At 72.6% G+C, this 14,868-nt stretch carries 13 protein-coding genes and 1 pseudogene; 8 read left to right on the top strand and 6 right to left on the bottom strand.

Annotation, left to right across the window (positions count from 1 at the left end; translation table 11 throughout):
* Window positions 1-23 precede the first annotated feature (23 nt).
* From ACLJQZ_RS10530 to ACLJQZ_RS10520, 3 genes are all read right to left on the bottom strand, one after another.
* Complete coding sequence (locus tag ACLJQZ_RS10530; protein ID WP_410619823.1) at window positions 24-1,109, bottom strand: ADP-ribosylglycohydrolase family protein; 1,086 nt, start codon at window positions 1,107-1,109, stop codon at window positions 24-26.
* 78 nt (window positions 1,110-1,187) lie between these two features.
* Window positions 1,188-2,174 carry a DUF4097 family beta strand repeat-containing protein gene (locus tag ACLJQZ_RS10525; RefSeq protein ID WP_410619822.1) on the bottom strand — a complete coding sequence of 329 codons (987 nt, stop codon included), beginning with the start codon at window positions 2,172-2,174 and terminating at the stop codon, window positions 1,188-1,190.
* Between the two features lie 12 nt (window positions 2,175-2,186).
* Window positions 2,187-2,723 carry a toxin-antitoxin system HicB family antitoxin gene (locus tag ACLJQZ_RS10520; protein WP_247054661.1) on the bottom strand — a complete coding sequence of 179 codons (537 nt, stop codon included), beginning with the start codon at window positions 2,721-2,723 and terminating at the stop codon, window positions 2,187-2,189.
* 144 nt (window positions 2,724-2,867) lie between these two features.
* Here ACLJQZ_RS10520 and thyX point away from each other — a divergent pair, with 144 nt between their 5' ends.
* The 8 genes and pseudogenes from thyX to ACLJQZ_RS10480 all read left to right on the top strand — a co-directional run bounded on the left by thyX (window position 2,868) and on the right by ACLJQZ_RS10480 (window position 12,080).
* A complete protein-coding gene (thyX, locus tag ACLJQZ_RS10515) occupies window positions 2,868-3,620 on the top strand; it encodes an FAD-dependent thymidylate synthase (RefSeq protein WP_410619821.1) in 753 nt (250 codons plus the stop codon).
* The gene (locus ACLJQZ_RS10510; RefSeq protein ID WP_247054657.1) at window positions 3,620-4,018 is read left to right on the top strand and encodes an ACT domain-containing protein; all 399 of its coding nucleotides are present in this window, start codon (window positions 3,620-3,622) and stop codon (window positions 4,016-4,018) included. Before thyX ends, ACLJQZ_RS10510 begins: the two co-directional genes overlap by 1 nt.
* 174 nt (window positions 4,019-4,192) lie before the next feature.
* Complete coding sequence (locus ACLJQZ_RS10505) at window positions 4,193-5,434, top strand: Nramp family divalent metal transporter (RefSeq protein WP_410619820.1); 1,242 nt, start codon at window positions 4,193-4,195, stop codon at window positions 5,432-5,434.
* A 27-nt stretch (window positions 5,435-5,461) separates the two neighbouring features.
* On the top strand, window positions 5,462-5,902 hold the full coding sequence (locus tag ACLJQZ_RS10500; RefSeq protein WP_410619819.1) for a hypothetical protein: 441 nt from the start codon (window positions 5,462-5,464) through the stop codon (window positions 5,900-5,902).
* A 78-nt stretch (window positions 5,903-5,980) separates the two neighbouring features.
* Window positions 5,981-7,469: pseudogene (locus ACLJQZ_RS10495) on the top strand (serine/threonine-protein kinase).
* Window positions 7,470-7,571: 102 nt separating this feature from the next.
* Window positions 7,572-8,585, top strand: coding sequence for a 4-hydroxy-tetrahydrodipicolinate synthase (gene dapA / locus ACLJQZ_RS10490; protein ID WP_410619818.1), 1,014 nt, complete (start codon window positions 7,572-7,574; stop codon window positions 8,583-8,585).
* Complete coding sequence (locus tag ACLJQZ_RS10485; RefSeq protein ID WP_326943047.1) at window positions 8,582-10,279, top strand: ribonuclease J; 1,698 nt, start codon at window positions 8,582-8,584, stop codon at window positions 10,277-10,279. Before dapA ends, ACLJQZ_RS10485 begins: the two co-directional genes overlap by 4 nt.
* Window positions 10,280-10,424: 145 nt before the next feature.
* A complete protein-coding gene (locus tag ACLJQZ_RS10480; RefSeq protein ID WP_410619817.1) occupies window positions 10,425-12,080 on the top strand; it encodes a VWA domain-containing protein in 1,656 nt (551 codons plus the stop codon).
* 19 nt (window positions 12,081-12,099) lie between these two features.
* Here the strand turns inward: ACLJQZ_RS10480 and ACLJQZ_RS10475 are convergent, their stop codons facing one another.
* The 3 genes from ACLJQZ_RS10475 to ACLJQZ_RS10465 are packed head-to-tail and all read right to left on the bottom strand — an operon-like array spanning window position 12,100 to window position 14,579.
* Window positions 12,100-13,047: an EamA family transporter gene (locus ACLJQZ_RS10475; RefSeq protein ID WP_410619816.1), complete on the bottom strand. Its 948-nt coding sequence runs from the start codon at window positions 13,045-13,047 to the stop codon at window positions 12,100-12,102.
* A 50-nt stretch (window positions 13,048-13,097) separates the two neighbouring features.
* Window positions 13,098-13,712 carry an NAD(P)H:quinone oxidoreductase gene (gene wrbA, locus ACLJQZ_RS10470; RefSeq protein ID WP_410619815.1) on the bottom strand — a complete coding sequence of 205 codons (615 nt, stop codon included), beginning with the start codon at window positions 13,710-13,712 and terminating at the stop codon, window positions 13,098-13,100.
* A 60-nt stretch (window positions 13,713-13,772) separates the two neighbouring features.
* On the bottom strand, window positions 13,773-14,579 hold the full coding sequence (locus ACLJQZ_RS10465) for a lysophospholipid acyltransferase family protein (protein WP_410619814.1): 807 nt from the start codon (window positions 14,577-14,579) through the stop codon (window positions 13,773-13,775).
* Window positions 14,580-14,868 lie beyond the last annotated feature (289 nt).

Below are 14,868 nucleotides of genomic sequence, written 5' to 3'. Positions count from 1 at the left end.
TCGGACGTCGCGGGGTTCCTCGCCTAGTACCCGCGCGTCTGCGCCGATTCCGTCGCGAAGTCGTCCGCCAGCCGCGCGATCGTCGCGCGACCCTCCACAAGGGACACCCAGTCCCACGGCAGCACGTCGTCGCCCCGCCAGGCGCCGAGCAGGTTTCCGCAGATCGACCCCGTCGAGTCGCTGTCGCCGGAGTGCGTGACGGCCAGCCGGAGCCGGGCGCGGAACGTCGATTCCGGGTGCGCGTCCGGCACGCTCACCGGCGCCAGCGCCGCGTAGACGGCGATCGCCAGCGCCTCCTCGGCCACCCAGCCGCCGCCCAGGGACTCCACCTTCTCCGGCGTCGCGTCGCCCGCGTCGGCCAGCTCCAGCGCCCGGCGCAACGCGGCCAGCGTCTCCTCGTGCGCCGGGTACCGCGCGAGCAGCCGCATCGACCGCAGCACCGCGGCTTCCAGGGACTCGCCTTCGAGCAGGTACGCGATCATCGCCGCGAACGCGCCCGCCGCGTGGTAGCCGGTCGGATGACCGTGGGTGATCCGCGCGCAGTTCGCCGCGACGACGTAGGCGTGCCGCGCGCCGCCGGCGAACCCGAACGGCGCCGAGCGCATCACCGTGCCGCAGCCCTTCGAGTCCGGGTTCACCGGACCCGGACGGCCGTCCGGCTCGGCGTAGGTGTCCGGCGTGTAGGCCGCGCGAAGGCCGGAGAGGCACGCCGAACCCGGCGCCCGTCGCGCGTAGAGCCACGGCTCCAGCCGCAGCTGCCCGGCCCGGTGCCGCCGGTCTTCCGCGGGTGGCGGCGCGGCGTGCTCCTGCGTGTCGAGCCAGCGCAGGTACGCGTCGTGCACGAGCTGCGCCATCGCGCCGCCGATGCCCTTGGCCTGCGCGCGGACCCAGCCGCGGTGGAAGCCTTCGAGGCTGAACAGCGTCATCTGCGTGTCGTCGGTGATCTCCGCGACGCCCTCGGCGTTGGCCACCAGGTCGACCGGCCGCCGGATCGCCGCGAGGGCCTGGAACTCGACCGGGTTGCCCAGCGCGTCGCCGATCGCGCCGCCCAGCAGGCACCCGCGCAGCCGCGCCCGGTACACCGCGCGCTCGCTCGTCACCGTCGTCATGCCGCCATCCTGGCAGCCGGACGTGAAGAACGGGCCGTTCCCGGTACCCCCACCGGGAACGGCCCGTCACCCCCTCATTCAGCTGGCCGCGCGCGTCACCACGGCGTTGCCGGAGCCCGTGCGGGCGCGGACCTTCAGCGTCACGCCGCCTGCGGGGGCGGCGCCGGCGACGTCCAGCTCGCTGGAGACGCGGCCGCCGCTGGAGGTCAGGTCGACCTCGGCGGTCGTGCCGCCGCGGATGCCGATGCGGACCTCGCCGGACCCGGTGATCAGGTCGAGCGTGCCGGCGCCGGCGTCGGCCACCGAGAGGTCGCCGCTGCCGGTGCGGGCCATCACCTCGCCGGTCACCGCGCCCAGCCAGACGTCGCCCGTGCCGGTCGCCAGGGTCGCCGAGCCGGCCAGGGACGTCGCCTCGACGTTGCCGCTGCCGCTGCGCAGCTGCAGGCCGCCGAGCGTCGGGCCGAGCTTGATGGCGCCGCTGCCGGTGCGCACGGTCGCCGCGCCGTCGGCCCGGTCGAGCTTCACCTCGCCGGAGCCGGTCAGCACGTCGACGCGCCCGGCCGAGCCGGCGACGGTGACGTCCGCCGCGCCCGCCCGCACCTCGACGTGCGAACCCGCCGGCGCGTGCACGGTCACCGACAGCGCGACGTTGCGCAGCTGCCACGCCTTCGGCGCCTGGACGACCAGGCGGTTGCCCAGCTTCTCGATCCGGCTCTGCTTCACCGCTTCGGCGGGGGAGGCCGTCGGGTCGACGCCCAGCTGGTCGCCGAAGCGCTCGCCGACCCAGGACAGCAGGTTGTTGACGCCCTCCACCCACGGCTGCTGCTCGCCCTGGTCGTGCCGCAGCTCGACGCGGGCGCCGGACTCGCGGTCCAGCACCAGTTCCACGCGCCCGATCGTCACGGCGACGTCCAGCTCGAGCGGCCCGCCGGCCTCGAACTCCTGGACGCGCGTCAGGCCGTCGGCCGTGGTCTCCTCGGTGCGGGCCTCTTCGGCGTGGGTCTCTTCAGCCGGAACCTCCGACGCGGGTGTTTCCTCGTTCGGTGTCGTCTGCTCTTCGCTCATGGTCGTTTCCCCTCAGCCCTCGACCCAGCCGTGCAGGCGGGAGCCGCTCTGGTCGCTCTTGGAGTGGTGCTTGCGCCCGCCGCCCAGCCCGCCCAGGCCGCTGCCGCCCAGCCCGCCGTGGCCCAGCGCGCCCTGGACCGCCTGGGAGACGAAGGTGTTCAGCGAGACGCCCTGCGCCTGCGCGGCCCGCTCGGCCTGGCCCTTGATCTGGTCGACCAGCCGCAGCGTGATGCGCGTGATGTCACCGGTGTCGATCGGTGGTGGTGGCGTGGTGTCACGTGGTGTCGCCCGTGGTGCCGGTTCCTCCGCGGCGCCGGTGACGACCACGCGGACGTCCCGGCCGTCGAGCCGGACGTCGACGACTTGGCCGGGTAGGCTGGCGGTGACTTCGGCGGCGAGGTCCGCGAGCGCGTTCATCAGCGTCAGGCGGACCGCCGGTTCGAGCGCGGCCGACAGCAGGGCGGCCGCACGCCGGGTGTGCTCATCCCCGGCGGAGGCCGTGTTCGCGAGGTCCTCGCGGAGGTTGGCGATGTACGGCGTCAGGTCCATGACACCACTATGACGTCACTTATGACATCGGTCAAGGCGATCGCGGTGTCAGGGCTGGTGTCATGTGTCGCCCGGGAGTGGCCGCCCTCACGCGGTTAGGCTGCGCTGGAGTCGTGGAGTCGGGCCGGGAGAAGGAGTGCGGACGTGGCCGAAACCGTGTCACCCAGGGTGCAGCTGATCGCGAAGACGGAGTTCTTCCCGCCTGAGGACGTGCCGTGGTCGACCGACGCGGACGGCGGCCAGGCGCTCGCCGAGTTCGCCGGGCGCGCCTGCTACCAGTCGTGGAAGAAGCCGAACCCGGTCACCGCGACCAACGCCGGCTACATCGAGCACATCATCGACGTCGGCCACCTTTCGGTGCTGGAGCACGGTTCCGTCAGCTTCTACATCAGCGGCATCTCGCGATCGCTGACCCACGAGCTGATCCGCCACCGCCACTTCTCGTACTCGCAGCTCTCGCAGCGGTACGTGCCCGAGCGCAACGCGGCCTTCGTCGAGCCCGAGGTGATCGCGAACGACCCGGCGCTGCACGAGAAGTTCCTCGCCGCGGCCCAGGCGAGCGTCGACGCCTACACCGAGCTGCTCGCCGGGCTCGAGGAGAAGTTCGCCGACGTGCCGAGCGCGACCCTGCGCCGCAAGCAGGCCCGCCAGGCCGCGCGCGCCGTGCTGCCGAACGCGACCGAGACCCGCATCGTCGTCACCGGGAACTACCGCGCGTGGCGTCACTTCGTCGCGATGCGCGCCACCGAGCACGCCGACGTCGAGATCCGCGAGCTGGCCGTGGAATGCCTGCGGCAGCTGCAGAAGGCCGCGGCGAACATCTTCGCGGACTTCACCATCTCGACGCTGCCCGACGGCACCGAGATCGCCACGAGCCCGAAGGTCCTCGAAGGCTGATGAAACGCCTCGCGATCGACGTCCGGCCCGGCGAGTACGCCGTCGTCCGGCTGCCCGCGGACGCCCCGGTGCCGGCGGAGCTGCTCGCTCCCGGCGAACCCGCGTTCGTCTCGGTGACCCGGACGCCCGAAGAACTGTCGGTGATCTGCCCGGCCGGGCGTGAACCGGCCGGCAGCTCGGCCGCGGAGGACGGCTGGCGGCTGCTGTCGGTCCGCGGCCCGCTCGAGTTCACCCTCACCGGCATCATCGCCGCGCTGGCCTCGGAGCTGGCCGCGGCCGGTGTCGCGCTGTTCTCGATGTCCACGTTCGACACCGACCACATCCTGGTCCGCGCGACCGAGCTCGACCACGCCGTCAAGGCGCTGCGCGAGTCCGGCCACGAGGTCGCCCACCCCTGACTCGTTGTCCGTGAAGGCCTCCTTACCGGCTCTTATGGCCGGGAAGGAGGCCTTCACGGCTTTTCGGGGTACCCGGCTGGGCGAGGGTGGGAGCGATCACCCTTGTCAGGCAAAGTTCGGCATGCCTAAACTTCGGTTTTGGGTTCCCGACATCCGGTTCGAGAGGCAGGCGCCATGGCTGTGACCGAGGCCGCCCGGCCGAAACTGGTGTCGCGCCTGCGCACGGGTTCGGCCCTGCTCGGCCCGGCGTTCGTCGCGGCGATCGCCTACGTCGACCCCGGGAACGTCGCGGCCAACATCAGCGCCGGCGCCCGCTACGGCTACCTGCTGGTCTGGGTGATCGTCGTGGCGAACCTGATGGCCGTGCTCGTCCAGTACCTGTCCGCGAAGCTCGGCCTGATCAGCGGGCTGTCGCTGCCGGAGGCCCTGCGCACCCGGCTGTCCCGGCCGGCCCGGATCGGGTACTGGCTGCAGGCCGAGGTGGTCGCCATCGCCACCGACCTGGCCGAGGTCGTCGGCGGCGCCATCGCCCTCTACCTGCTGTTCGACCTGCCGCTCGTCATCGGCGGCCTGATCACCGGCGCGGTGTCGCTGACGTTGCTGGCCGTGCAGGACCGCGGCGGCCAGCGGACGTTCGAGCGCGTCGTCACCGGTCTGCTGCTGGTCATCGCGATCGGCTTCCTGGCCAGCCTGTTCGTCGAACCGCCGTCGGCGTCGGGCACGCTCGGCGGGCTGGTCCCGCGCTTCGAGGGCTCCGGCAGCGTGCTGATCGCCGCGGCGATGCTCGGCGCGACGGTCATGCCGCACGCCGTCTACCTGCACTCCGGCCTGGTCCGCGACCGCCACGGCCGGGCGGACGCCGGCAGCCGCCGCCGGCTGCTGCGCGCCACCCGCGCCGACGTCGGACTGGCGATGCTGCTGGCCGGCGCGGTCAACCTCGGCATGCTGCTGCTCGCGGCCACGAACCTGCAGGGCCAGGAGGGGGTCGACAGCATCGAGGGCGCGCACGGCGCCGTCGCGCAGGCCCTCGGCCCCGGCATCGCGCTGATGTTCGCGATCGGCCTGCTCGCCTCCGGCCTCGCGTCGACGTCCGTCGGGGCGTACGCGGGCGCGATGATCATGCAGGGCCTGCTCCACAAGCGGGTTCCGCTGATCCTGCGCCGCCTGGTCACGCTCACCCCGGCTATCGTGGTGCTCGCGCTCGGTGCCGACCCGAGCGCGGCGCTGGTCGTCTCGCAGGTGGTGCTGTCGTTCGGGATCCCGTTCGCACTGGTACCGCTGATCCGCCTGACGGCCGACCGCGAGCTGATGGGCGCGGACGCCAACCACCGCCTGACAACGGTGGCGGCGTCGCTGATCGCGGCGGTCATCATCGCGTTGAACCTGGTGTTGATCTACTTGACCTTCACCGGCTGACACCCCACGAGCAGGGAGGCCGCGACCATGGCCTGGATCTTCGCCCTCAACGCCGAATGCGGGGGGCGTGAGACCCACGCCCGGGATCTCGCGCGCCACTTCGAGGGCTGGCCTTCGCGCATCTTCACCGCCAACGGCGGCTGGTGGTGCGGAGTGGCGCCCGAGGGGATGGGCGAGCGCGGCGTCGAGTCCGACGAGGACGCGACGGCCGTCACCGCGGCCGGGCGGCGGCTCTACTGGCAGCTCCGGACCGCGCCGCCGGTCTACCGCTACGCCCTCGCCGGTCCGAAGACCGACGAGCTCCGCAGCTACGACCAGCTCATGGCCCAGGACCTGACGCTCGTGCCCGGTCTCGTGGTCAGCGAGGACATCTGGTTCGCGACCGGGCGGCGGTCCGACTTCAGCGACTTCGCCCCGGGCTACCGCTGGATCCCGTACCACGGCGAAAGGTACGCCCCGGCTCGCTGAGTCACGAATTGCGCGGAACCCGAGGCGCTCCGCGGCGGTCCGACTAGCATCTGCGCGACCGCCGCCTGAAGGAGCACCGTGACCGACGAACAGACCCGTCCGTACCCGCCGCGGGCGCCCGCCACGCCTGGTCAGCGGGTTGTCGCGGGCCGTTACGTCCTGCTCGGCGAGCTCGGGCGGGGCGGCATGGGCGTCGTGTGGCGGGCCCAGGACCAGGTGATCGGCCGCCAGGTCGCGGTCAAGGAGCTGCGGCTGCCCGACGCCGAGTCCGCCGCCGTCTTCTCCGAGCGCGCGCTGCGCGAGGTGCGCACCGGCGGGCGGCTCAACGACCCGTCGATCGTCACGGTCTACGACGTCGTCACCGACGGCGGCACCACGTTCATCGTGATGGAGCTCGTCGAGGCGCCGTCGCTGGCCGACCTCGTGCGCCAGCGCGGCCCGATGCACGCGGCGCAGGCCGCGCAGCTGGGGGAGCGCGTGCTCACCGCGCTGCAGGCCGCGCACAAGGCCGGGATCGTGCACCGCGACGTCAAGCCGGCGAACATCCTGGTCGCGCCGGACGGCCGGGTGAAGCTGACGGACTTCGGCATCGCCCACGCCATCGACGACCCGCGCCTGACCACCAGCGGGATGATCGTCGGCTCGCCCGCGTTCATGGCGCCGGAGCGCGTCGAAGGCCGCGAGGCCATGCCCGAGTCCGACCTGTGGTCGCTCGGCGCGACGCTGTTCTACGCCGTCGAGGGCACGATGCCGTTCGAGCGGGCGACCACGGCGGCGACGCTGCACGCGATCATGACCGAGATCCCGTACCTGACCCGCGGCCACGGCCCGATCGCCGCGGTGATCCTCGGGCTGCTGGTCGCCAAGCCGGAGGCCCGGCTGACCACGGCCCAGGCCCAGAACCTGCTGGCCACGGCCCAGGGCGCGCGGCCGACCCCGCCGGGCGGCACGGCGATGCTGCAGGGCGGCCCGCCGACGGATGGCGCCGCAACCGCCGAAGAAGAACCTGCGCGGGCTGTGGATCGCGCTCGCCGCGGTGCTCGTGGTGGCCGCCCTGATCGGCGGCTTCTTCGCGGGCAAGGCCTTCGAGAAGCCCGCGGCCGACGCGCAGAAGCAGCCGACGATGACCTACGGCATCGGCGGCCAGATCCGCGCGGCCATCGGCAGCTACTACCGGTGCTTCAACGCCCCGGTGCAGGACGGCGCGATCATCAGCGAGGACGACAACAAGTCCGAGTGCGACAAGAGCCACTCGCTGGAGGTCTACGAGATCGGCGGCCTGCTGTCGGTCGAGAACTGGAACACCGAAGACGTCGCGGTGGCCGCCTACCCCGGCCTGGACGCGGTGAAGGCGAGCGCCGAAGCCGCCTGCGCGACGGCGTTCCGCTCCTCGATCGTGCCGGAGGCCAAGCGCACTGGCCTCACCTACCGCGCGCTCGTGCCCACCGGGGCCGAGTGGACGGGCACGCCGGTGAAGGGTGAGGAGCCCAGCCGCGACTTCTACTGCATCCTCACCAAGGCCGACGGCGGCCCGATCACCGCGCCGATCGTGACCAAGGTCAAGTAGAAGTTCCGCGACGAGCGGCCGGACCCCGGAAATCCTCCGCACTTTCCCGCACCCGACCAGGTCGGCGCGGTTTTCGTCGGAGGGAGGAGGTACCGTCTCAGCATGTCCAACCCACCAACCGCCGCGCCCGGACGGCCGTTCGGGCGCGTGCTCACCGCGATGGCCACCCCCTTCGACGCCGACGGCGCGCTGGACCTGAAGCGGGCGCAGGAGCTGGCCGAGCACCTCGTGGAGCTGGGCAACGACGGCCTCGTCGTCAACGGCACGACCGGCGAGAGCCCGACCACGACCGACGCGGAGAAGCAGGAGCTCGTCCGCGCCGTGGTCGAGGCCGTCGGCGACCGCGCGACCGTCGTGGCCGGCGCGGGCACCAACAACACCGCGCACAGCATCGAGCAGGCCAAGCTGGCCGAAGCGGCGGGCGCGCACGGGCTGCTGGTCGTCACCCCGTACTACTCGCGCCCCAGCCAAGCCGGGCTGTACGCGCACTTCACCACCATCGCCGACAGCACCGGCCTGCCGGTGATGCTCTACGACATCCCGCCGCGCTCGGTCGTCCCGATCGAGGTCGACACGCTGCTGCGGCTGGCCGAGCACGCGCGGATCGTCGCGGTCAAGGACGCCAAGGGCGACCTGATCGCCGGCTCCGAGGTCATCGCCAACACCCACCTCGCGTACTACTCGGGCGACGACGGGCTGAACCTGCCCTGGATCTCCGTCGGCGGCACCGGCGTGGTGAGTGTGATCGGTCACGTCGTCGCGGGCCGGATCCGCGCGATGATCGACGCCTACGAGAACGGCGACACGTCCACCGCGCGCACCAACCACCGCGGCATGCTGCCGGTGCTGCGCGCGATGTCGCGGGTCGGCGGGGTCGCGTTCAGCAAGGCCGCGCTGCGGCTGCGCGGCTTCGACATCGGCGAGCCGCGGCTCCCGATCGTGGCCGCCACCACCGAGCAAAACGCCATGATCGCCGCCGATCTGGCCCAGGGCGGCGTGCCGCTGGGCGACACGGCGGCCCAGGACTGGCATGGTGAGCGGGTGGCACAAGCAGACTCGAGGGCCGCCTACGTGGCGCCGACCTCGCACACCAGCGTTGGGACCCTGCCTCGGTGAGCTCACTTCCCCCAGGTCCAGGCCCCACCAACGCCCCGCCCGAACTGCCCGCCGGGGCCCTGCGCGTAGTCGCGCTGGGCGGTATCGGCGAGGTCGGGCGCAACATGACCGTCTTCGAGTTCGCCGGCCGGCTGCTCATCGTCGACTGCGGGGTGCTCTTCCCCGAGGACGACCAGCCCGGCGTCGACCTGATCCTGCCCGACTTCCGCGCGATCGAGGACCGCCTCGACGACATCGAAGGACTGGTGCTCACCCACGGGCACGAGGACCACATCGGTGCCGTCCCGTTCCTCCTGCGCCTGCGGCCGGACCTGCCGATCTACGGCTCGAGGTTCACCAACGCCCTGCTCGCGGCCAAGGCCAAGGAGCACCGGCAGCGGCCGAAGCTGATCGAGGTCCGCGAGGGGGAGCGCCGCGACGTCGGCGTGTTCAACCTCGAGTTCTTCGCGGTGAACCACTCGATCCCGGACGCGCTGGCCGTCGCCATCCGCACCCCGGCGGGCGTCGTCCTGCACACCGGTGACATCAAGCTCGACCAGCTCCCGCTCGACGGGCGCCTCACCGACCTGGCCGGCTTCTCCCGGCTCGGCGACGAGGGCGTCGACCTGTTCTGCGTCGACTCGACCAACGCCGAGGTCCCCGGGTTCGTGATGCCCGAGCGCGACATCGGCCCGGTCCTCGACGACGTCGTCCGCCGCGTCGGCCAGCGGGTCATCGTGGCCTGCTTCGCCAGCCACGTGCACCGCGTCCAGCAGGTGCTCGACGCCGCGCAGCGGCACGGCCGCCGGATCGCGTTCGTCGGCCGGTCGATGGTCCGCAACATGGGCATCGCCGCCGACCTGGGCCTGCTCAACGTGCCGGACGGCCTGCTGGTCGACCTCGACCAGGCGAGTGGCCTGCCGGAGAGCAAGGTCCTGTTCGTCTCCACCGGGTCCCAGGGCGAGCCGCTCTCGGCGCTGTCGCGGATGGCGCGCGGCGAGCACCGGCAGATCTCGATCCGCGCCGGCGACACCGTCGTGCTGGCCAGCTCGATGATCCCGGGCAACGAGACCGCGGTGTTCGGCGTGGTCAACGGCCTGACCCGGCTCGGCGCGAACGTCGTGCACCAGGGCAACGCCAAGGTGCACGTCTCCGGCCACGCGTCGGCGGGCGAGCTGCTGTACCTGTACAACGCGGTCCGGCCGAGCAACGTGATGCCGGTCCACGGCGAGTGGAAGCACCTGAAGGCCAACGCCGAGCTGGCCATCCGCACCGGCGTCGCGGCGGACAACGTGGTGATCGCCGAAGACGGCGTGGTCGTCGACCTGGTCGACGGCAAGGCCTCCCGCACCGGCCGGGTCGAGGTCGGGCACGTCTACGTCGACGGCCTCTCGGTCGGCGACGTCGGCGAGTCGACCCTGTCCGACCGGCTGGTGCTGGGCGAAGGCGGGTTCATCTCGATCAGTGTCGCGATCGAATCCGCCACCGGCCGCCCGGTCAGCGCCCCGACGGTGTCCGGCCGCGGCTTCTCCGACGACCCGAAGGCGCTCGCCGCCGTCGTGCCGCTGGTGGAGATGGAGCTGGCGCGCACCGAGGCCGAGGGCATCACCGACACCCACCGCATCGCCCAGGCGGTCCGCCGCGTGGTCGGCCGCTGGGTGGCCGACACCTACCGCCGCCGCCCGATGATCGTCCCGACGGTCATCCCGGTCTAGACCCCTCGAAAGTACGCAGAACGCCTTCGCCTCCTCCGGGAGTGCGAAGGCGTTCTGCGTTTCTTAGCCCGTCCGGACCACGTGCGGCCAGTGGACTGCGGACTAGCCTTGAGTCTCACCCGCCTCGGGAAGAGAGGCCGCGCCGATGGGACGTCATTCGCCGGACGGGCGACGACGCCGCTTGCTCGTGCCCGCCCTGGCGACCGGTCTCGTGGTCGTCCTCGGTGCCGCAGCCTGGGTGACCGTCTCGGTGGTGCGGTCCGCGCCGGCCTGCGAGCAGCCGGCGAAGGTCCTGGTCACCGCGTCCCCGGACATCGCGCCCGCGCTGTCGCTGGTCGTCCAGGGCCTCGACCTCGGCTGCGATTCCATCGAGGTCCAGACCCGGGAGGCGACGCTGGCCGCCGAACGGCTCGCGATGTCCGACGGCACCCCGCGACCGCAGGTCTGGGTACCCGACTCCACCCTCGCGCTGCGCCGCGCCCACCAGCTCGGCGCCGCCGACGTCCCCGAGACCGGCGCGTCGGTGGCCAGCTCGCCGGTGGTGCTGGCGGTCGCGGAAGCGGCGGCGAAGGGCCTCGGCTGGCCGTCGCGCACCTTGAGCTGGGCCGACGTCCTCGCGCCGGACGCGGCGGGGATCGTCACCGGCATGCCCGACCCGGCGCGCGACGCCGTCGGCGCGGCGGCCTTGTTCGGGATCCGGGCCACGGTGCGGTCGAACCCCGACGCCGCGGCGGCGTACGTCGCACAGCTGCGGCGGTTCTCGACGAACACGCTCGGCGAGGAGAACGACCTCATCGCGCGGCTGCCGGGGTCGAGCGACGGCGCCGGCACGGGCTCGGTGACGGCGTTCCCGGTGTCGGAGAACTCCTTGCTGCGCCACAACGTCGAGGACGCGGCGTCGCCGCTGGTCGCCGTCTACTCGGCCGCGGTGCCCACGCTGGACTACCCGTTCGCCGAGCTGGGCGGGATCACGCCGGAGCAGCGCCCGATCGTCGACAAGCTGCGCGAGGCGATGCTCAACGGCTCGGGCGGCGACGCCATCGCGAAGACGGGCCTGCGCGCCGCGGGCGGCCAGGCGCTGCGCGGGCACGCGGACGACCCGCGCGTGTCACCGACGGGCTTCCGGACGCTCGGCATGCCGGACGCCGTCGACGTCGACTACCTGCTCAACCAGTGGGCCGGCATCAACCTGAGCGCGCGGGTGCAGGTGCTGCTCGACGTCTCCGGTTCGATGAACGCGCAGGTGCCGGGCACCGGCCTGAACCGGATGCAGCTGACCACCGAGGCCACGGCGAAGGCGTTGCACCTGTTCAAGCCGACGACCCAGCTGCGGATGCTGGAGTTCTCGACCCGCTTGGACGGCGACAAGGACTACCGCGAGATCCTCCCGATGGCGCCGGTCGCCCAGCACCTGGCCAGCGGCGCGCTCGACAAGCTGAACCAGCTGAAGGCCACCGCCGACGGCGGGACGGGCCTCTACGACAGCGTGCTGGAGACCTACCGCACCGCGCGTCGCGAGTGGGAGCCCGGCCGGCTGAACCTGGTGATCGTCGTGACGGACGGCCGCAACGAGGACCCGAAGGGCATCAACCGCGCGGATCTGCTGACGGAGCTGGGAAAACTGCAGGACAAGAGACGTCCGATCCCGCTGATCGGCGTCGGCGTCGGCCCGGACGCGGACAAGACGGAGCTGGACGACCTCACGAAAGCCACGGGCGGCAGCGCGTTCGTGGCCACGGACCCGACGAAGATCACGGAAGTGTTCTTCGGAGCCCTGAGCCGCATCGCCGGCGGCGGCTGACCATCCACAGTGGACGCTGTCAGGCCGTGAGGATCTCCGAGTTGCGTTGCACGACGTAGGCGCCGGCCAGCAGGACCGCCGCGCCGAGCAGCTGCGGCCAGGCGAGCTCCTCGCCGAGCAGCAGCCACGCCGCGACGGTCGTGATCACCGGTTCGACCAGCCCGAGCACGCTCGCCACCGACGCCGGCAGGTGCCGCAGCGACGAGATGCCGAAGACGTAGGCGAGCACCGTCGCCACCAGGACCAGCAGGGTCAGCAGCAGCCACACGGGTGGGCGCCAGGCCCCGAACTCGACGTCGACGTCGAGCAGGCGCACCGGCCACGTCCACGGCGGCGCGACGACGCACACCGCGACCGCGCCGAGCACCATGCCCCAGGTGACCAGGCCCAGCGGGTCGATGTCGGCCACCGCGCGCTCGCCGAGCAGGAAGTACCCGGCCGAGCAGAGGGCCGCGCCGACGCCGGCGAGCAGACCGGTGACGTCCAGCGTCACGCCCTGCCAGACCTGCGCGACCATCGCGAGCCCGGCCATCGCGAGGGCGATGCCGCCCCAGACGGCCCGCGGCAGCCGGTGGCGCCGCACGAACCGGACCCACAGCGCGATGAGCACCGGCGAGACGAACTCCAGCAGGATCGCGATGCCGACCGGGATCCGGCCGGCGGCGACGAAGTACAGCAGCTGCACGCCGGCCACGCCGAGCAGGCCGTACCCGAGCAGCACCGGGAGGTGCTCCCGGCGCACCTTCAGCTTCCGCGGCGCGAACAGCGCCACGCCGGCGAGCAGCACGACCCCGGCGAGCGTGATCCGCGCGGCGGCGACCTGTTCCGGGGTGACGCCGGCGGACATCGCCGACTTGCCCAGCGTGCCCGACGTGCTGAAGAACAACGCGGCGAGCAGGACGAGCGTGGTCCCGCGGGCGCGGGAGGTGACCCGCGGCGGCGCGACGACGGGCAGTTCGGTGGTCACCCTCGCGACTCTAGGGGCCGCGGGCGTCACCACCAAAACGGTTTTCCCGGTTACTCCGCCTGCTTGAGCCCGGTCGCGACGTGCGTCGTGATCGTGGCCAGCCGCCGCCCCTGGAGGCGCAGCGCGCCGAGCGCCAGGTCGTCCGGCGCGGCCGACTTGCGCGAGACGAACGAGCCGCCGTACGGGTTGCCGGACTCCTTCAGGTGCGGGTCGGTGTAGCCGAGCGGCACGACGATCGCGCCCCAGTGGTAGAAGACGTTGTTGATCGCCAGCAGCGTGGACTCGAGGCCGCCGTGCGCGGTCGACGCCGTCGTGAACGACGTCGCGACCTTGTCCGCGAGCTTTCCCTTCGCCCACAAGCCACCCGTGCTGTCCAAATAGGACTTGACCTGGGCGGCCGGGCCGCCGAAGCGGGTCGGGCTGCCCACCGCGAGGCCGTCGGCCCACCGGAGGTCGTCGAGCGTGGCGAGGTCGTGGTGCGGGCCGGAGTCGACCCAGGCCTGCCAGCGGGGGTTGGTGGCGATCGCGGCCGGCGGCACCGTCTCCGGCACGGTCCGCACCCGCACCTCGGCCCCAGTCTCCTTCGCCCCTGCGGCGAGGGACTCGGCGAGGGCGGCGGTGTTCCCGGTCGCGCTGTAGTAGACGACGAGTATCCGTGTGCTCACGTCCGCCGACTCTAGGGGCTGGTGGCCTCGCGTCCCAGAATCCGGACTGCGGCTACCGGGCTACCGGGGCTTCCACGGGCTGACCGTGTCGGTCGGCCGCGTCGGGTCGTGGAAACGCGGCCGGTCGAGCTCGCCGGCGCGCAGCGGGACCAGGCCGTCGGCGATCGCCTGCATGATCTTCGCGTGCGCCCGGACCCCGGCGCCGGGGCGTTCCGGCTCGACGTCCGACAGGTCGACGGGATCACCGAAGTGCACCCGGAACTTCGGCCGGCGCAGCGGCGCGCTGAGCCCGGAGCGGGCCAGCGGGAGCAGGTCGGCCGGGCCGTTGACGGTCTCGGTGCCCCAGTAGACGGCCTCGTGCGCGCCCCACTGGCTGATCGGGATCACCGGGACACCCGCGGCCAGCGCCAGGCGGGCGGCGCCGGTCTTGCCGCGCTCCGGCCACAGGCCCGGGTCGTGGCTGATCCGGCCTTCGGGGTAGACGATGATCGGCTCGCGGGTGGTCTTCATCGCCTCGACGGCCTCGGCGAACTGCCCGACGGCGGTGCCGGCGTGCTTGCGGTCCACCCGCAGGTGCCCGCTGACCCGCAGCGCCGGCCCGATGACGGGCGCGTCCAGGATGCCGCCGGCCAGCATGAAGCGCGGGTTGATCCCGATTCGCTTGCACGCGGCCATCAGGACGAAGGCGTCGAACACGCCGATGTGGTTCGCGGTCATCAGCAGCGGCCGCCCCCGAAGCTGCGCCGGAACCCGGCCGGACACGGTCAGCCGCCCGACCAGGTTCACCAGCCCGCGGTCGATGTTCAGCATGGTCCGCCAGATGGCCGGGGCACGGCGGGACGAGTCGTCGGTGCGCAGCGCGAACATGCGCAGAGCATGGCAGACGCCGGATTTCACCCGGATGGCTGCTCGGCTGGGTCACGAACGGGCCGTTGGTGACGTTCTCGGCCGGGATCGGCCGTCGGGTCGGTCGGGTCGGTCGGGTCGGTCGGGCGGGGCGGTCGGGCGGGGGCGAGCGGCCCGTTGGTGACGGTTCGGGTGCGAACGGGCCGTTCGTGCGGTTGCCGGGCTCGCGGGTTGCGCGGCGCGAACGGCCCTTTCGTGCCGCCTTCGCCTTCTGAAGTGCGGTACGAGCGGTCCGTTCGCACCGCCGCTG

Source organism: Amycolatopsis sp. cmx-8-4 (assembly GCF_046548675.1).
Taxonomy (GTDB): Bacteria; Actinomycetota; Actinomycetes; order Mycobacteriales; family Pseudonocardiaceae; genus Amycolatopsis.
The sequence above is the reverse complement of the archived record's forward strand: the minus strand, read 5'-3'. Positions and strand labels throughout refer to the sequence as shown.